13 protein-coding genes are annotated in these 17,691 nt (G+C 72.0%); 3 read left to right on the forward strand and 10 right to left on the reverse strand.

Annotation, left to right across the window (positions count from 1 at the left end):
- Nucleotides 1-48 precede the first annotated feature (48 nt).
- Complete coding sequence (locus C4T42_RS03385) at nucleotides 49-1,350, reverse strand: RsmB/NOP family class I SAM-dependent RNA methyltransferase (RefSeq protein WP_026604672.1); 1,302 nt, start codon at nucleotides 1,348-1,350, stop codon at nucleotides 49-51.
- Nucleotides 1,351-1,586: 236 nt separating this feature from the next.
- On the opposite strand from C4T42_RS03385, the gene C4T42_RS31850 reads away from it, so the two are divergent.
- Nucleotides 1,587-1,760, forward strand: a complete 174-nt coding sequence (locus C4T42_RS31850) for a hypothetical protein (RefSeq protein ID WP_020091463.1) — start codon at nucleotides 1,587-1,589, stop codon at nucleotides 1,758-1,760.
- A 21-nt stretch (nucleotides 1,761-1,781) separates the two neighbouring features.
- On the opposite strand, the gene panE is transcribed toward C4T42_RS31850, so the two are convergent.
- The 3 genes from panE to C4T42_RS03400 all read right to left on the reverse strand — a co-directional run bounded on the left by panE (nucleotide 1,782) and on the right by C4T42_RS03400 (nucleotide 5,336).
- Nucleotides 1,782-2,726 carry a 2-dehydropantoate 2-reductase gene (panE, locus tag C4T42_RS03390; protein ID WP_020091462.1) on the reverse strand — a complete coding sequence of 315 codons (945 nt, stop codon included), beginning with the start codon at nucleotides 2,724-2,726 and terminating at the stop codon, nucleotides 1,782-1,784.
- A 7-nt stretch (nucleotides 2,727-2,733) separates the two neighbouring features.
- A complete protein-coding gene (gene guaB, locus C4T42_RS03395; protein WP_020091461.1) occupies nucleotides 2,734-4,227 on the reverse strand; it encodes an IMP dehydrogenase in 1,494 nt (497 codons plus the stop codon).
- A gap of 218 nt (nucleotides 4,228-4,445) precedes the next feature.
- The gene (locus tag C4T42_RS03400; RefSeq protein WP_020091460.1) at nucleotides 4,446-5,336 is read right to left on the reverse strand and encodes a DUF3313 domain-containing protein; all 891 of its coding nucleotides are present in this window, start codon (nucleotides 5,334-5,336) and stop codon (nucleotides 4,446-4,448) included.
- A gap of 207 nt (nucleotides 5,337-5,543) precedes the next feature.
- Here C4T42_RS03400 and C4T42_RS03405 point away from each other — a divergent pair, with 207 nt between their 5' ends.
- The gene (locus tag C4T42_RS03405) at nucleotides 5,544-6,992 is read left to right on the forward strand and encodes an MFS transporter (RefSeq protein ID WP_020091459.1); all 1,449 of its coding nucleotides are present in this window, start codon (nucleotides 5,544-5,546) and stop codon (nucleotides 6,990-6,992) included.
- Here the strand turns inward: C4T42_RS03405 and C4T42_RS03410 are convergent, their stop codons facing one another.
- The 4 genes from C4T42_RS03410 to C4T42_RS03425 form a co-directional block, all read right to left on the reverse strand.
- Nucleotides 6,993-7,520 (reverse strand): DoxX family protein, encoded by a 528-nt coding sequence (locus tag C4T42_RS03410; RefSeq protein ID WP_042672167.1) that lies wholly within the window; start codon nucleotides 7,518-7,520, stop codon nucleotides 6,993-6,995.
- 74 nt (nucleotides 7,521-7,594) lie between these two features.
- Complete coding sequence (locus C4T42_RS03415; RefSeq protein WP_042672169.1) at nucleotides 7,595-8,761, reverse strand: multidrug effflux MFS transporter; 1,167 nt, start codon at nucleotides 8,759-8,761, stop codon at nucleotides 7,595-7,597.
- A gap of 192 nt (nucleotides 8,762-8,953) precedes the next feature.
- On the reverse strand, nucleotides 8,954-10,240 hold the full coding sequence (locus C4T42_RS03420) for an MFS transporter (protein ID WP_020091456.1): 1,287 nt from the start codon (nucleotides 10,238-10,240) through the stop codon (nucleotides 8,954-8,956).
- A 29-nt stretch (nucleotides 10,241-10,269) separates the two neighbouring features.
- Nucleotides 10,270-10,686 (reverse strand): MarR family winged helix-turn-helix transcriptional regulator, encoded by a 417-nt coding sequence (locus C4T42_RS03425; protein WP_020091455.1) that lies wholly within the window; start codon nucleotides 10,684-10,686, stop codon nucleotides 10,270-10,272.
- A 159-nt stretch (nucleotides 10,687-10,845) separates the two neighbouring features.
- On the opposite strand from C4T42_RS03425, the gene C4T42_RS03430 reads away from it, so the two are divergent.
- The gene (locus C4T42_RS03430; RefSeq protein ID WP_020091454.1) at nucleotides 10,846-15,690 is read left to right on the forward strand and encodes an NAD-glutamate dehydrogenase; all 4,845 of its coding nucleotides are present in this window, start codon (nucleotides 10,846-10,848) and stop codon (nucleotides 15,688-15,690) included.
- Nucleotides 15,691-15,694: 4 nt separating this feature from the next.
- Here the strand turns inward: C4T42_RS03430 and C4T42_RS03435 are convergent, their stop codons facing one another.
- Both C4T42_RS03435 and C4T42_RS03440 read right to left on the reverse strand, forming a co-directional pair.
- Nucleotides 15,695-16,870 (reverse strand): MFS transporter, encoded by a 1,176-nt coding sequence (locus C4T42_RS03435; protein WP_020091453.1) that lies wholly within the window; start codon nucleotides 16,868-16,870, stop codon nucleotides 15,695-15,697.
- 153 nt (nucleotides 16,871-17,023) lie between these two features.
- Nucleotides 17,024-17,524, reverse strand: coding sequence for a MucR family transcriptional regulator (locus C4T42_RS03440; RefSeq protein ID WP_020091452.1), 501 nt, complete (start codon nucleotides 17,522-17,524; stop codon nucleotides 17,024-17,026).
- Between the last annotated feature and the right edge of the window lie 167 nt (nucleotides 17,525-17,691).

A 17,691-nucleotide genomic window follows, 5' to 3' on the forward strand; every position in this document is an offset into this window, starting at 1 on the left:
GGGGCAACGCCCAAGGACGCGAGGCGGGTTCCGTCGCGGCGGCGCGCCTCAGCTCTTTCGCGCGATGACGGCGACGTAGAAGCCGTCGGTCCCAGTCCGCAGCGGGCTCATCTGGATCCCGTGGGCCGTCTTCCGCACGGCTGACCGGAGCGAATCCGGCCCTGTTGCCAGCACCTCGTCCGCGGGGACGACGTCGAAGCGGCCGCGCCAGCCCGACAGGAGGCCGGAGACGGCGGCGTCGTTCTCCGCCGAGAGCAGCGAGCAGGTGATGTAGACGATCCGGCCGCCGGGCCTGACGAGCCGCGCCGCCCGATCGAGCACCTGGGCCTGTTCGGCGGTCCGCAGCGCGAGACTTCCGGGCCGCAGCCGCCATTTGGCATCCGGATTCCGGCGCCACGTGCCGGACCCGGTGCAGGGCGCGTCGACCACCACCCGGTCGACCTTGCCGTCGAGATCCTCCAAGACGTCGGCGCGCGCCTTGCCGCTGCGCGGGGTTCGCACCTCGGCCAGCGCACCGGACCGGCGCAGGCGCTCGTGGATCGGCGCGAGCCGGCGCGGATCGCCGTCGGTGGCGATCAGGCGGGCGCCGTTGCCCGTCTCCGCCGCGAGGGTCAGGGTCTTGCCGCCGCCGCCCGCACAGAGGTCGACGATGGTCTCGCCGGCGCGCGGCGCGGCGAGGAGCGCGGCGAGCTGCGAGCCCTCATCCTGGATCTCGTACCAGCCCTCCAGGAACTCGGCCTCGACGTGGAGCGCCGGACCGCGCCCGTCGGCGCCGATCGGGACGCGCAGGCCCGCCGGCGCGTGCGGTGTCGGCGCGGCGTCGTAGGCCGCGAGCGCCGGCAGGATCGCGTCGCGGTCGCCGCGCAGGGCGTTCACGCGGATATCGAGGGGCGCGCGCCGCGCCAGCGCCTTCAGCTCCGGAACGAGGTCGTCGCCGAGCGTGGCCGCGAGGTCCGGGAGCACGAAGGCCGGCGCGTCGCCCGCCACCTCCGGCGGCGCATCCTGCAGCGTCCCGCCGTCGAGGCGCGCGCGCTCGTCGTCGCTGAGCGGGGCCGGCGCGAAGCGCTCGCCGGTGAACAGGGCCGCGACCGAAGCCGCCGCGAGCCCCTGCTGCAGGCGCAGTGTGCCGATGAGGACGGCGCGCGGCGTGTCCGCGCCCATGATCCAGGCCGCCGACGCCCGCCGCCGCAGGGCGTCGTAGACGAGGCTGGCGATGCCCGCGCGGTCGCCCGAGCCGGCGAAGCGGTGGGCGAGACCCCAGTCCTTGAGGGCGTCGGCGGCCGGCCGACGCCGCTCGGCGATATCGGTGAGGACTTCGATGGCGGCGGAGCAGCGAGCGGCGGGGGTCAGAGTTCGGATCCTTCGGAATGCCTCAGCGACGCTATGAACGACGCCGTGAACGATGACGCGAAACGGCCACGCTTGGCCCACGATGCCGCCACGTTACGGCCGAGCTTCCTGCACCTTCGCGGCGCAGACCGTGCTGCGGTCGGTCCGCCGTGCGGGCCGCCGCGTGTCGTATGGCATCCGCCCGCCCCGGACCAGACCGGTCCGTCGCCGGGCGCATCCCGGGAGTACCTCAGCCCATGACGTCCACCGTTCGCGTCACCCTCGCGGCCCTGGTCACCGCCTCGCTCGCCGCCTGCGCGAGCGCGCCCGCCGCCCAGCCGGAGCTGACGCCGGTGCCGCGTCCGCGGGTCGATGCCAAGACGCAGCTCGAATACGGCAACCCGCCCCCGCCGCCGCCCGGCCGCTACTGAAGCGTCCGCGCGGGGGGCGGCTCAGGCCGCCTCCCGCGCCCGGCGGGCCTCGTAGGCCTTGAGGCCGGTATAGACCGCGGCCAGGAGCGGGAACGGCACCTCCGGCGCCAGCCGCTGGCCGCGGGCGATCAGGTCGCCGATCACGTGGTCCGCCTCGATCCGCCCCTTGTTCTCGATGTCGCGCAGCATCGAGGCCGTGAAGGTGGACCCGGCCGCCGTCAGCTGCGCCCGCGCCCGCTCGGCCACGACGGCGCGCGGCTCGTAGCCGCTGGCCGCGGCGACGCTCGTGCATTCGGCGTGCAGCGCAGAGATCAGCGCGGTGCCCTCGGGCGCCGCCACGATGTCGCCGACCGCGGCGCGCATCAGCGTGGTCGCCCCGGCGAGCGTCGCCAGGAACACCCACTTCTCCCACATCTCCTGCAGGATCACGTCGCTCAGGCGCGGCTGAAACTTGAGGCCGCGCATCAGGGCGTCGACCGCCTCGATCCGCGCCGAGCGCGACCCGTCGCGCTCGCCGTAGGTGATGCTGCACAGCTCGCTCATGTGGCGGATCGCGCCGTCCGGCGCGAGCGTCGCGGCGATCGCGCAGGAGCCGCCGAGCACGCGCCCGGCGCCGAACCGGGCGTCGAGCACGTCGAGATGCGACATGCCGTTGAGCACGGGCAGGATCGCGGTGTCAGGGCCCACGGCCGGCGCGAGGTCCGCGACGGCGCTGTCGAGGTCGTAGGCCTTGCACGACAGCAGGATCAGGTCGAACTGCCCGGCCCCGGCCAGCTTATCGGCCGTGACGGTGGGCGGAGCGGGCAGGTGCAGGTCGCCGAGCGGCGAGCGGACGTTCAGGCCGTCCGCCGCCAGCTTCGCCGCCCGCGCCGGCCGAACCAGGAAGGTCACGTCGGCGCCCGCCTCGGCGAGGCGCGCCCCGAAATAGCCGCCGGTCGCGCCGGCCCCGACGATCAGCGTGCGCATCGATGCCTCAGGTCCGCGACGGGTAGTTCGGGCTCTCGCGGGTGATCGTCACGTCGTGGACGTGGCTCTCGCGCAGGCCGGCATTGGTGATGCGGATGAACTGCGCCCGCTCCTGGAACTCGGGGATCGTGGCGCCGCCGACGTAGCCCATGGCGGCGCGCAGGCCGCCGGCGAGCTGGTGCAGGACGTTGCCGACTGGGCCCTTGTAGGGGACCTGCCCCTCGATGCCCTCCGGCACGAGCTTGTGCGTGTCGTTCACCTCGGCCTGGAAGTAGCGGTCGGCCGAGCCGCGGGCCATGGCGCCCACCGAGCCCATGCCGCGGTACGACTTGTAGGAGCGGCCCTGGTAGAGGAACACCTCGCCGGGCGCCTCGTCGGTGCCGGCGAGCAGCGAGCCGAGCATCGCCACGGAGGCGCCGGCCGCGATCGCCTTGGCGAGGTCGCCCGAATACTTGATGCCGCCGTCGGCGATGACCGGGACGTCGGCCTCGCCGGCCGCCTCGACCGCCTCCATCAGCGCGGTGAGCTGCGGCACGCCCACGCCCGCCACGATGCGGGTCGTGCAGATCGAGCCCGGGCCGATGCCGACCTTGATGGCGTCGGCGCCGGCATCGATCAGCGCCTTGGCGCCGTCCCGCGTCGCGACGTTGCCGGCGATGACCTGAACGGCGTTCGAGAGCTGCTTCACCCGGGCGACGGCATCGAGCACCTTGATCGAGTGGCCGTGGGCGGTGTCGACCACGATCACGTCGCAGCCGGCGTCGATCAGGCGCTCGGCCCGCTCGAAGCCGCTGTCGCCCGTCGTCGTGGCGGCGGCGACGCGCAGCCGACCCTGCTCGTCCTTGACGGCGTTCGGATAGGCGACGCGCTTCTCGATATCTTTGACGGTGATCAGGCCGATGCAGCGGTAATGGTCGTCGACGACCAGCAGCTTCTCGATCCGGAACTGGTGGAGCAGCCGCTTGGCCTCGTCCTGGGTCACGCCCTCGCGGACCGTGATCAGGCGGTCGCGGGTCATCAGCTCGGCGACCGGCTGGTTGGAGTTCGTCGCGAAGCGGACGTCGCGGTTGGTCAGGATGCCGACGAGCTTGCCCCGCGAGCCGTTGGGGCCGCGCTCGACCACCGGGATGCCGGAGATCCGGTTGAGCTTCATCACCTCGAAGGCGTCGGCGAGCGTCTCGTCGGGGTGGATGGTGATGGGGTTCATAACCATGCCGGACTCGTACTTCTTGACGAGGCGGACCTGCTCGGCCTGCTCCGGCGGCTCGAGGTTGCGGTGGATGACGCCCATGCCGCCGTTGGCCGCCATGGCGATCGCCATCGGCGCCTCGGTGACCGTGTCCATCGCCGAGGCGAGGATCGGCAGGTTCAGCGGAATCGTGCGGGTCAGCCGCGAGGCGACGCTGACTTCGGTCGGCATCACCGAGGAGGCGGCGGGCCGCAGGAGCACGTCGTCGAAGGTCAGCCCCTCGATGATCGATGCGGTTTCTACTCGGGCCATGTGCCAACTTTCCTCGGACGGCAGCGCGCGTGGAGGCCGCGCTGCGGGATCGGGTTGGCAAGTGCCAGTATCACGGGCTCCGCGAAGGCGCCAATGCGCGGTTGATGCGTCGCAGCGCGAAAACGCGCATGGCTCGAGGCTTATCCACGCCCGCTCGACGGGCGCGTCAGTGCCATGAACGGACGTCTGCGGTCAGACGCGGAGTTGGCGCGGGCGCTTCAGCGCATCGCCGGCGTGGCCGGGCCCTTGTCGGTGTATTCGGGCGGCAGGCCGATATAGTCGCCGAGCATGCCGTCGATGCCCGGCGCGCGGCCGAAGGCCTCGCAGTCCGGGTCGAGGGGCGCCTCGCCCAGGGTGGTGATGCGGATCCGGTCCCAGGTCGGGATCGTGTTGGGGGCGGTGAACGGGTCATCGCCGGTCGCCAGCATGTAGCCGAAATCCTGGCCGAACTCGCCTGCGAGGTCGTAGGCGTCGCTGGCGCGGGAGAAGCGCGGCTGGCTGGTGAACGAGTTGGCCGCTCCGCCCCAGACCATGGCGGCCCGCTGCTCGCGGCGCCGGTCCAGAGCCTCGGCCTCGACCGTCAGGCTCCCGAGCCCGATCGGCACGCGCGGGATCGGCACGCGCCCGACACCCTCGGCGAAGCTCAGGCCGAGCTGCGAGGCGACCGTCACGCCCGCCGAGCCCGCGATGGTCGCGCCCGCACCGAGAAGGTCCGTCGGATCGACGCGGGTGACCTGCGCCCGCACGGTCAGGTCGGCGTCACGGCTGGTGACGATGTCGTACTTCAGCGACAGGTCGTAGCACAGCGCCCGGTCGGCGGCGTTGGCGATGAGCCGCCGCTCGGCGGCCGTCAGCGGGGCGGCGCCGGACACGTCGGCGTGGAACGCCGTCGGGATGATGCGGACGGTGCGGGCCTTCGCCAGGGCCGGCCGGTCGACGTAGATCCGCGAGGCCGAGGCGACCTGATCGCTGGACTTGAGCCGGTCGTAGCGGGTCAGCGAGCCGCGATCGTTGAGCAGGACAGTGCCGCAGGCGGCGACCATCGAGAGAAGGGCGACGCCGGCGGCGATCCGCGCCACGGAGCGGACCTTGCTGGGGCTGGGCTGCATCGAAATCCTCGCGCGCCGGCCCCGGGCCGGCTGGAGCGGCCTCACGGACGCGTGATGGAAACTTAGCCATTGGCGCACCCGCAAAAAAGGTGGCTCCGCGCCGCGGCTCAACCTCTGTTGCACGATGGATACATTCGCGAAACACGAGGGTGCGAGGTGGCCGCGCTGCCGTGCAACCGCGGCGGCGCGACATGCGTCTGCTGTGTGATGCCCGCGACCACCCAAAGACCGCTCTGGATCGTCCCCCTGACGGTCGCCACCGCGCTGTTCATGGAGAACACCGATTCCACGGTGATCGCCACGGCGCTCCCCAGCATCGCCGCGAGCCTCCACGAGGACCCGATCGCCCTCAAGCTCGCGCTGACCTCCTACCTGGTCAGCCTCGCGATCTTCATCCCGGTGAGCGGCTGGATGGCCGACCGGTACGGGTCGCGGACGGTGTTCCGCGCGGCCCTCGTGGTGTTCATGGCCGGCTCGCTCGCCTGCGCGGCCGCGAACGGCCTCGCGTGGTTCGTCGCCGCGCGTTTCCTCCAGGGCATGGGGGGCGCCATGATGGTGCCGGTCGGGCGCCTCGTGGTGCTGCGCAGCGTGCCGAAATCGCAGCTCGTGACGGCCCTCGCCTACCTGACCTTCCCGGCGCTGGTCGGCCCGGTGCTCGGTCCGCCAGTCGGCGGCCTGATCACCACGTGGTTCGACTGGCGCTGGATCTTCTTCATCAACCTGCCGATCGGCTGCGCCGGGATCGTGCTGGCGAGCCTGTACTTCGAGGACGTGCGGGAGCCGGAGCGGCCGCCCCTCGACCTGCTCGGCTTCGCGCTGCTCGGGACCGGCCTCGCCGCCCTGATGCTCGGCCTCGCCTCCCTCGGCCGCCACCTGCTGCCGGCGGAAGTCTCCTGGGGCTGCCTCGCCGCGGGCGCGGTGCTCCTGCCGCTCTACTGGGCACATGCCCGGCGGGTGCCCTACCCGATCGTCCGCCTCGACCTGATGCGGCGGCCGACCTTCCGGGTCGCGGTGCTCGGCGGCAGCCTGTTCCGGATCGGCACCGGGGCGATCCCGTTCCTGCTGCCGCTGATGCTGCAGGTCGGCTTCGGGCTCGACGCCCTGCAGTCGGGCCTGATCACCTTCGCGGCGGCGGCCGGGGCGATGTTCGTGAAGACCCTGGGCCCGCGGATCCTGCGCCGCACCGGCTTCCGCGCCCTGATGGTCTGGAACGCGCTGCTGGCCTCGGCCTTCCTGGCGGTCAACGGGTTCTACACCGCGCAGACGCCCCACTGGATCATGGTGATCCTGCTGTTCGTCGGCGGCTGCTCGCGCTCGATCCAGTTCACCTGCGTCAACGCCATCGCGTACGCCGACCTCGAATCGAAGGAGATGAGCGCGGCCACGAGCTTCGCCAGCGTCTGCCAGCAGCTGTCGCTCAGCCTCGGCGTCACGCTGGGCGCGCTGGCGCTCGAGGGGAATGCCGGGTTTCACGGCCGAACGGAGATCCAGGCCTCGGATTTCGGGCCGGCCTTCTTCGCCGTCGCCGTGATCTCGGCGGCCTCGGCACTGGCCTTCCGCAACCTGTCGCCGGATGCCGGCGCGGAGATCTCCGGGCGGAAGATGACTGCCGCGCCGCCCGCCCCGACGACCGAGATGAGGCCGCGGCACGGCTGATCAGGCCGCGGCGCGGGCCGGCGGCCGGCCGGCAGCGCGCTTGCCGGCGTTCCGCGGCGCGCTGCCCTTGCCGGAAGCCTTCGCGGAGGCGGGCTTCGCGCTGGGCGCCGCCGCGCGAGTTCCGGCGCGCCAGCCCTGCCAGCTGAGCGCGCCCGAACCGCTTAGGGCGTACATGAGGAACCCGCCGGCGAGGCCGAGATCGGCCAGCATCAGCGTGCGCTCGGCGACCGCGGCGGGTCCCACATAGTACCAGAACGGGTGGAGCACGAAGGCCGTCACGGCGGCGAAGAGCGCGAGCGCCAGCCCGGTGAGCCCCGGCAGGACGCCGAGGATCAGGGCGAGCGGTCCGAACACCTGCACCACCACGGCGGCGGTGGCGACGCCGTTGGGAAACGGCATCCCGGCCCCCGCGAGCGTCAGCGCGAACCCCGACACGTTGAGCGCCCGAGCGATCCCGGTCGGCAGGAGCGCGGCGGCCAGCAGCAGGCGCGCGACGAGGAGGGTTCCGTCCTGGGCGCGGGCGAGCATCGGCGTGTCCGGTCGGGTGGATCAGGACGGCAGTGTTGCAACTTTCCGCTGAAGACCCCGTTAAGGACGCCACCTCAACCGCCGACGCCGCCGCGGAACAGCCGGCCACGCTCGGTCCAGGCGACGACGAGGAGCGCCAGGGCGCCGAGACTCGCGTAGCCGATCGCCACCGGGAGCACCGTGCCGTCGAAGGACTGACCGATCAGGAAGCCGCAGAACGCGCCCAGGATCGTCGTGTAGAAGCCGAGGAACGACGAGGCCGTGCCGGCGATGGCCCCGAGGGGCTCCAGCGCGAGGGCGTTGAAGTTCGGCATCGCGAAGCTGATCAGGAACTGGTTCACCGCGAGGATCGACAGGAACACGGCCAGCGGCGGGTGGCCGTGATAGGCCAGCCCGACGCCGACCTGCGCGAGGCCGACGAGCGTGAAGGCGATGACGCCGCTGTGCGACATCGCCCGCATCCCGAGCCGCCGGACCACGCGGGCGTTGATCAGCGTCGCCGCCCCCATGGCGCCGGCCACGAGCCCGAAGGCCAGCGGGAAGAGCGGGCCGAGGTGGTACAGGCCGGTATCGAAGACCTGCTGGGCCGAGCCGACGTAGCCCATGATGCAGCCGGTCATCAGCCCGAGCGCGGTGGCATAACCGACGGCGACGCGGGTCTTCAGCGTCAGGCGGATCGCCTCCCAGGTCGCGGCCGGCGAGAGCGGCCGGCGATATTCCGGGTGCAGCGTCTCGGGCATCCGCAGGGAGAACCAGATCGTCAGCCAGAAGGCGAGGACCAGCATCGAGACGAAGACGTAGACCCAGGAGCCCAGCGCCAGCATCATGCCGCCGATCGCCGGCGCGATCATCGGGACGATCAGGAACACCATCATGGTGAGCGACATGACGCTCGCCATCTCGCGGCCCGCGAACCGGTCGCGCACGATCGCCACCGACAGCACCCGCCCGCCGGCGGCGCCGATGCCCTGGATGATCCGGGCGGCGAGCAGCCAGCCGAAGCTCGGCGCCACCATGGCGAGGAAGCAGCCGATCACGTAGACGGCGAGGCTCGCCAGCAGCACCGGCCGTCGCCCGAGGGCGTCGGAGACCGGCCCGTAGACGATCTGCGCGAAGCCGAAGCCGATCATGTAGACGTAGACGAGGAGCTGCAGCCGGTTGGGATCGGCCACCGCGAACCGCGCCTCGATGGCCGGGAAGGCGGGCAGCAGGTTGTCGATGGAGATCGCCGTCACCGCCATCATCAGGGCGATGATGGCGACGAACTCGGCGAAGCCCGGCCCCGACCAGGGCCGCGGGGCGCGGACGTCCTGGACCGGCGGCACGGGCCGAATCGCAATGGTCACGGCGGGCTCTCGGGGTGCGCGGGAACGGGCCGATCAGGGCTCGTCCTTCACGGCACAGTTCTGACAACCCTGCCCGCGCCGCGCAGTTCAGACCGGCAGCGGGCGCAGGGCCGGCGCGTCGGGCTTGCGGCCCACGAAGGCGGCCATCAGGGCGGCGACGAGGCAGAGCAGGCCGGCCGCCACGAAGGCGCCGAGATAGGTGCCGCTCTCGGTCCGGACCATGCCGGCGAGCCACGCCGCGGACGCCGCGCCGATCTGGTGCGCGGCCGCGATCCAGCCGAACATCAGCGCGGCGTTCTCCTCCCCGAACGATTTGCCCGCGAGCTGAACGGTGGGCGGCACGGTGGCGATCCAGTCGAGCCCGTAGAAGACCGCGAACAGCGACAGGCCGTAGAAGCTGTAGTCGAACGAGTAGGGCAGGAAGATCAGCGAGAGGCCGCGCAGGCCGTAGTACCACGCCAGCAGCTTGCGCGAATCGAACCGGTCGGTGAGCCAGCCCGAGGCCGTGGTGCCGATCAGGTCGCAGATCCCCATGAGCGCCAGCAGGCCGGCGGCCGTGACCTCGGCGATGCCGTGATCGATGCAGGCCGGGATCAGGTGGGTGCCGATCAGGCCGTTGGTCGAGGCGCCGCAGATGAAGAACGTGCCGGCGAGCAGCCAGAAATCCCGGGAGCGCAGGCCGATGCGCAGGCCCCTGAGCGCCCGCACGGCCGGGTTCTCGGTCAGCACCGGCGTCGGCGTCACCGCGTCCTCGCCGTAGCGGGGCAGGCCGAGATCCGCCGGCCGGTCGCGCAGGAGCAGGGCCGCCAGCGGGATCAGCGCCAGGGTCGCAGCGGCGACGACCAGGGAGACGGAGCGCCAGCCCTGCCCCACCGCGATCGAGGCCAGCATCGGCAGGAAGACGAGCTGGCCCGTGGCGCTGCTCGCGGTCAGCAGGCCGAGCACGAGGCCCCGGCGCTTGGCGAACCAGCGCCCGGCCACGGTGGCGCCCAGCACGTTGGCCACCATGCCGGATCCGGATCCGACGACGAGGCCCCAGAGCACGACCATCTGCCAGGGCGCGGTCATCAGGCTCGTGGCGGCGGTGCCGATCGCCAGGATCAGGAGTGCGCCGCAGACCGAGCGCCGCAGGCCGAACCGCTCGATGATCGCCACCGCGAAGGGGCCGATCATCCCGTACAGGAAGATGTTGAGCGCGATGCCGACGCCGATCGTGGCCGCGGTCCAGCCGAATTCCCGCTCCCAGGGGACGATCAACACGCTCGGCGTGGCGCGGACACCGGCCCCGACGAGCAGGACCAGGAAGGTCACCGCGACGACGATCCAGGCGTAGTGCAGGCGCGACCCGGGGCGCGTCTCTGTCAGGGCGGTCATGGACGGGCTCCGGAAGCGGGGCGGATCGGTCAGGCGGCGGAGATCAGGGACTCCGCCAGGGCGGAGACGGTCGCGGGATCGACCCGGGCGTTGATACGGCTCTGCGCCTCGCGCCAGTAGGGCGTCGCGGCCGCGAGGGCCTCGCGGCCCGACGCGGTCAGGGACACGCGGCGCTCGCGCGGATCCGACGTGCCGGGCGTGACCGAGACGAAGCCGCGGCGCTTGAGCGGGTCGAGATTGCGGCCCATCGTGGTCCGCTCCAGCGCTGCCTCGGCGGCGAGGCGGGAGACCGGGACCGGTCCGAGCCGGTCCAGCAGCCGCAGGATCGCGAACTGGGTCACGCGGAGCCCGGTCGGCTTCAGGGCGGCGTCGTAGATCGCCGTCAGCGCCCGCGTGGCGCGACGCAGGGCGGAGCAGGTGCACGGCTCGGGTGACGGGGCGCTCATGGTATGGGTGTATATGCACGCATCGGGCGTTCGGCAAGGCGAAGCTGACGGTTCGCAGCGATCGACACCCGTTGGCCCGGAAACGGGCGGGCGCTGTCATCGACACGGCCGGTCACGCTGCTATCGCTTGGGCGAGTGACCCGGTTCGGGAGAAGCGCGATGACACTCGAGACCGCGACGGCGTTGTCCTCCTCGGAGCAGAAGACGGCCCGCACCGGGCTGATAGAGGCGGCCGCCGACATCGTCACCGAGCAGGGCGGACCCGGCGGCTTCGTCCGCGACCTGTTCGGCCGCGTGACGCCGGAGGATCTCGCTCCCTACGATCCCTCTGTCCTGGCGGATCTCGCCGCCCGCGCCCGCGCCTTCCTGTCCGAGCCGCGGAGGCCGGGCGACCCGGCGCGGCTGCGCCTGAGCGACAGCCAGCTGGTGCGCGACGGCCGTGCGCGCGAGACGACGGTCCTGGAGGTGATCAACGACAACCGTCCGTTCCTGCTGGACTCGACCCTGGCCGAACTGACCGAGCAGGGCCTCGCCCCGCAGCTCGTGGCGCACCCGATCCTCGGGGTGGAGCGGGACGGCGCGGGCGGGCTCATCCGGGTGGTCGGGGAGACGACCGCGGACGCGCAGGGCAGTCTCGCGCGCGAGAGCTTCATCCACATCCACCTCGACCCCGTGGCGGCCGAGACCGGCGAGCGGCTCCTGAACGCGCTCGCGACGGTCTACCGGGATGTCGCCCTGGCGAGCGACGACCACGACGCCATGCTGGCGCGCCTCACCGACCTCGCCGCCGATCTCGGGCGCGGGCCGACCCCGATGCCGGGACCGGAGACCGAGGAGGCGCGCGCCTTCCTCGAATGGCTGACCGACGGCCAGTTCCTCATCCTCGGCCTGCAGGAGCACGGCATCGCCGGCGACGCTCACCCGCTGGTCGAGGGGTCGAGCCTCGGCGTGCTCCGCGATCCCGGCGCGACGCCCCTGCGCCGTGGCCGGACGCCGGTGGACTACACGCCGGAGATCCTCGCCTTCCTGGAAGAGCCGCAGCCGCTGATCATCACCAAGGCCAGCGTGAAGTCCCGAGTCCACCGCTCGGCCTACCTGGACTATATCGGCGTCAAGCTGTTCTCCGGCCTCGGCAAGCTGTCGGGCGAGGTGCGGATCGTCGGCCTGTTCACCGCCTCGGCCTACACGAGCCCGGCCCGCGAGGTTCCGGTCCTACGCCGGAAGGTCGAGGCCGTCGTCCAGCGCGCCGGCCTCGACCCGACGAGCCATGCCGGCCGCAGCCTCCTCGCCGTGCTGGAGAGCTACCCGCGGGACGAACTCTTCCAGATCGACGGCGAGCGGCTCTACCGGTTCACCCTGGCCATCGCCGCCCTGGCCGACCGCCCGCGGGTCCGCGTGCTGTCCCGGCCCGACCGGTTCGGCCGCTTCGTGTCGCTGCTCGTCTACGTCCCGAAGGACCGCTACGATTCCGCGATCCGGGGACGGATCGGCAGCTACCTCGCCGAGACCTACGGCGGGCGGCTCAGCGCGTCCTACCCCGACTACCCGGAAGGCTCGCTCGCCCGGATCCACTACATCATCGGCCTGCCCGATCAGGGCAGCCCCGAGCACGATCCCGCCTCCCTGGAGGCCGGGATCGTCGCCCTGGTCCGGACCTGGGGCGACGCGCTGCGGGCGGCGCTGGCCGAATCCCAGGGGGGCGACCGCGCGCGGCAACTCGCCGCCCGCTACGGCGACGCGTTCTCGGCCGCCTATCGGGACAATTTCCAGCCTGAGGTCGCCGTCGCCGACGTGACGATCCTCGACAGCCTCGGCGAGACTCAGCCGCGGGCCGTCCATCTCGATCGGCGGCCCAGCGACCCCGAGGCGCAGGTCCGCCTGAAGGCGTTCTCGCGCGGCACGGCGATCGCGCTGTCCGACCGGGTCCCGGCGCTCGAGAATCTCGGCTTCCGCGTCATCAACGAGCGCACGTACCAGATCGCGCCGGCCGGGACGGACGAGGCCGCGCGGGTCTGGCTGCACGACATGCTGATCGAGCGGGCCACCGGCGCCCCGATCGACCTCGCGGCGCTGGAACGCCCGCTGGAGGCCGCGATGCTCGCCATCGCGGACGGCATCGCCGAGTCCGACGGGTACAACCGGCTCGTCCTTGAGGCAGCCCTCCCCTGGCGGGAGGCGGCCCTGCTGCGGGCCCTGGGCCGCTACCTGCGCCAGCTGCGTATCCGCTACGGGCAGGACTACCTCGCGGGCACGCTGAGCCGCCACGCCGGGATCGCGCGCGCGATCGTGGCGCTGTTCCGCGCCCGGTTCGACCCGGCGCTCACCGGTGACCGGACCGCGCAGGAGGCCGAGGTACGCGCCGAGATCGAGACGGCGCTCGCCGAGGTCACGAGCCTCGACGACGACCGGATCCTCCGCCGGTTCGTCAACCTCGTCGAGGCGGCGGTGCGGACGAACTTCTACCAGACAGGCGCCGACGGGCAGCCGCGAGAGACGATCAGCTTCAAGTTCGCCTGCGCCAAGGTGACGGCGATGCCGCTGCCGCGGCCGTTCTTCGAGATCTTCGTCTACTCGCCCCGCGTCGAAGGCGTGCACCTCCGCTTCGGCTACGTGGCCCGCGGCGGCCTGCGCTGGTCCGACCGGCCGGAGGATTTCCGCACCGAGATCCTCGGCCTCGTGAAGGCCCAGCAGGTGAAGAACGCCGTGATCGTGCCGGTGGGCGCCAAGGGCGGCTTCTTTCCGAAGCGGCTGCCGCCGGCCTCCGACCGCGCCGCCTGGATGCAGGAGGGGACCGAGAGCTACCGGATCTTCATCCGCACGCTGCTCGAACTGACCGACAACATCGTCGACAACGCCATCGTGCCGCCGCCCGACACGGTGCGGCACGATCCCGACGACGCCTACCTGGTGGTCGCCGCCGACAAGGGCACCGCCACCTTCTCGGACATCGCCAACGCCCTCTCGCTGGAGAAGGGCCACTGGCTCGGCGACGCCTTCGCGTCCGGCGGCAGCCAGGGCTACGACCACAAGGGCATGGGCATCACCGCCCGCGGCGCCTGGGAGGCGGTGCGCCGGCATTTCCGCGAGATCGACGTGGACGTGCAGACCGACCCAATCACCACGGTCGGCGTCGGCGACATGTCGGGCGACGTCTTCGGCAACGGCATGCTCCTCTCCGAGAGCATCCGCCTGATCGCGGCCTTCGACCACCGCGACATCTTCCTCGACCCGAACCCGGACGCCGCGGCGAGCTTCGCCGAGCGGCGGCGCCTGTTCGATCTGGGGCGGTCCTCCTGGGCGGATTACGACAAGAGCCAGATCTCGGAGGGCGGCGGCGTGTTCCCGCGCAGCCTGAAGACCGTGCCGCTCTCGGAGGCGATCCGGTCGGCGCTGGGCTTCGACCGGTCCGAGGCGACGCCCACCGAGCTGATGCAGGCGATCCTGAAGGCGCCGGCCGACCTGCTCTGGTTCGGCGGCATCGGCACCTATGTCCGGGCCACCACCGAGACCGACGAAGATGCCGGCGACCGCGCGAACGACGCCCTGCGCATCACTGGGCCGGAGCTGCGCGCGAAGGTCGTCGGCGAGGGCGCCAATCTCGGCCTGACGCAGCGCGGGCGCATCGAGGCGGCGCGCGCGGGCGTCCGCCTCAACACCGACGCGATCGACAACTCGGCCGGCGTGAACACGTCGGATGTCGAGGTGAACATCAAGATCGCGCTGATGACGCCGGAGCGGGACGGCAGGCTCAGCTACGAGGCGCGCAACACCCTGCTCGCCGACATGACCGACGAGGTCGGGCGCCTCGTGCTGCGCAACAACGAGTTGCAGACGCTCGCCCTGTCCCTTGCCCAGCGCGGGGGGCTGGGGGAGACCGGTTTCGCCATGCGGACGATGCAGGCACTGGAGGCGGAGGGCCGGCTCGACCGGGCGGTGGAGTTCCTGCCGGACGACGGCACGCTCGCCGAGCGCATGCGGCGGAACGAGGGGCTGACCCGCCCGGAATACGCCGTGCTGCTCGCCTACGCGAAGCTGTCGCTGCACGACGCGATCCTCGAGAGCGCCGTGCCGAACGACCCGTACTTCGACCGGGAGCTGCAGCGCTACTTCCCGAAGGCCCTGCGCGAACGCTTCCCCGACGCCGTCAAGGGACACCGCCTGCGCCGCGAGATCATCGCCACGGCGCTCGCCAACATCATCGTCAATCGCGGCGGCCCGTCGCTGGTGACGCGCCTCGTCGACGGCACCGGCGCGGACGCCGCGACCATCGCCAAGGCCTACGCGGTGACCCGCGACGCCTTCGGCCTGATGGAGCTGAACCTCGCCATCGACGGCCTCGCCGGTCGGGTTCCCGGCCAGGGCCAGCTCGACCTCTACGCCGAGGTGCAGGATCTGCTGACGAACCGGATCGTCTGGTTCATCCGCAACCTCGACCTGGGCGGCGGCCTCGCCCCGGTGGTCGCCCGCTACCGGGACGGCATCGCCGCCGTGGAGGCCGCCCTACCCAACGTGCTCGGCGACGAGGCGCTGGCGACGATCGGCGCCCGCGCGGCGGAGCTGACCGGGCACGGCATGGCCCCGGCCCAGGCGCGGCGCCTGGCCTCGCTCAGCGCGCTGGTCTCCGCCCCCGACATCGTCCGGGTCGCGGAGGCCAGCGGCCGGCCGGTCGAGGAGGTCGCGGCCACGCATTTCGCCCTGGAGCACGCCTTCCGCCTGGACGACCTCGCCGCCGCGGCGCGGACCGTCCCGGTGGCCGACACGTTCGACCGCGTGGCCCTGGAGCGCGCGGGCGCCGGCATTGCTGCCGCGCACCGCAAGTTGACGGCCGAGGTCGTGGCGGATCTCGGCGCCGGGCCGGAGGCGGTGGAGGCCTGGATCCGGGCGCGCGGCACCTCGCTCGCCCGGATCCGCGAGGCCGTGGACGCGATCAGCGCCTCCGGCCTCACGGTCTCCAAGGCGACGGTGGCGGCGAGCCTGCTCGGCGACCTCGTCCGGGCCGACTGATCGATCAGGCCCCGGGCGCGGATGCCGGTATGACGCTCCGGCGTCCGCGGCCGACCGCGGTGAGCACCAGTCCGAGCCCGGCGAGCGACACCGCGGCGGCGATCAGCGGGAGCTGGCCGTAGCCGGCCCCGAGGGTCAGCGCCGTGCCCCCGATCCAGGCGCCGGTGGCGTTGCCGAGGTTGAACGCGCCCTGGTTCAGCGTGGAGGCAAGGTTCGGCGCGTCGCTCGCCGCCTCCACGACCCAGATCTGGAGGGGCGAGACCAGGGCGAAGACCAGGCCCGACCAGAGCACCACGACCGCCACCGTGAGCGCCGGATGGTGCGCGACCGCGGCGAGCACCAGCAGGGCCGCCACGATGCCCAGGAAGCTGCCGACGATGGTGGCCATCGGGCCCCGGTCGGCCAGATGCCCACCGAGGAGATTGCCGACGGTCAGGCCCGTGCCGGCGGCGAACAGCACGCCGGTCACGCCCTGCGGCGTGAAGCCGGTCACGCCGGTCAGGAACGGCGTGATGTAGGTGAACACCGTGAAGAAGCTCACCGAGGACAGCGTCGAGATCAGCATCGGCCGCAGCACCGGCCAGCGCCCGAGCGCGCGAAACTCGCTGACGAGCCGGCCGCGGGTCCCGGGAAGCCCGTCCGGCACGCAGAGCTGGATCGCGAGCCCGGCCGCGAGCCCAATCACGACCACCGCCCAGAAGGTCGAGCGCCAGCCCGCCTCCTGCCCGAGGGCGGTGCCCAGCGGCACGCCGAGCACGTTGGCGAGGGTGAGGCCCGCGAACATCAGCGAGACCGCCTGCGTGCGCTTCTCCCGCGGCACGAGATCCCGCGCCACAACGGCGCCGATGCCGAAGAACGCGCCGTGCGCGAAGGCCGTCAGGATCCGCGCGGCCATGAGCAGGGCGTAGCTCGGCGCCAGCGCGCAACCGAGATTGCCGGCCAGGAACACCGCCATCAGCGCCAGCAGCGCGGTCTTGCGCGGCAGGCCCGCGGTCGCGATCGCCACGATCGGCGCGCCCACGACCACGCCCATGGCGTAGCCCGAGACGAGGTAGCCGGCCTGGGGAATGGTGACGCCGAAGCTCTGCGCCACCTCCGGGAGCAGGCCCATGATGACGAATTCGGTCGTGCCGATCCCGAACGAGGCGACGGCGAGGGCGAGGATCGGCAGGGGCGGCACGGGGACGTCCTTCGGCGCGGGCTGAGCTCGATGGTGCAGAGCAGCATCGCAGCGCGTTCGCCGATGGATAGCGTCGGAGGCGCGGCGCACAGTTGCGCGGCGCGCAAGGGCCGCGTCGCGGATACGACGCGGCTTAGCCCCGGCTCGGACCTCTCACTCAGCCGGTACCTTCTTCCGTCTCCGCGCCTTCGCAGTCGGCGCAGGTGGCGCCTCGATGGCGGCCGCGGCCCCTCCGCGGGTCTTCCGGCGCTGCTGTCCGAGCCCGAGGGCGCGTGCCAGCTCAGATCGCTGCGCCGAATAGCTCGCCGCGGTCATCGGATAGTCCCGGGGCAGGCCCCACTTCTCCCGGTAGGCTTCGGGCGTCAGGCCGCGCAGCGTCAGGTGACGCCGGAGCGTCTTGTACGGCTTCCCGTCCTCGAAGCTGACGATGTGATCATTCGTGACCGATTTGCGGATCTGCGACGGACTGAGCTTCTCGACGCTCGAGTTCGCGGCGCGACCTTGAGTTGTCAAACTGTTCAGCGCCGCGTGGATACCGCCGATCAATCCGGGAAGTTCGGAGACCGGAACGGAGTTGTTCGACACGTAAGCGGCGACGATATCGACCGCGAGCCCGATCGCCGGGCTGAGCTCACTGCCTGCGTTCTCACTCACGGCAAACCTCAAGAGTTACAATCATTCAGGCCGATCAATTCCTCTCGGAGTCGATCGAAGTCTGAACCTATGTAGCATAGTGCACGAATTAGCTCAAACGTATTCGTGATCGACAGGTGAGATCGGATCGATGGGCCGCAAACCTTCCGCCCCACCGCCGTTGACGG

The sequence above is a fragment of the Methylobacterium sp. 190mf genome (assembly GCF_900107945.1).
In the GTDB taxonomy this organism is placed as follows: Bacteria; Pseudomonadota; Alphaproteobacteria; order Rhizobiales; family Beijerinckiaceae; genus Methylobacterium.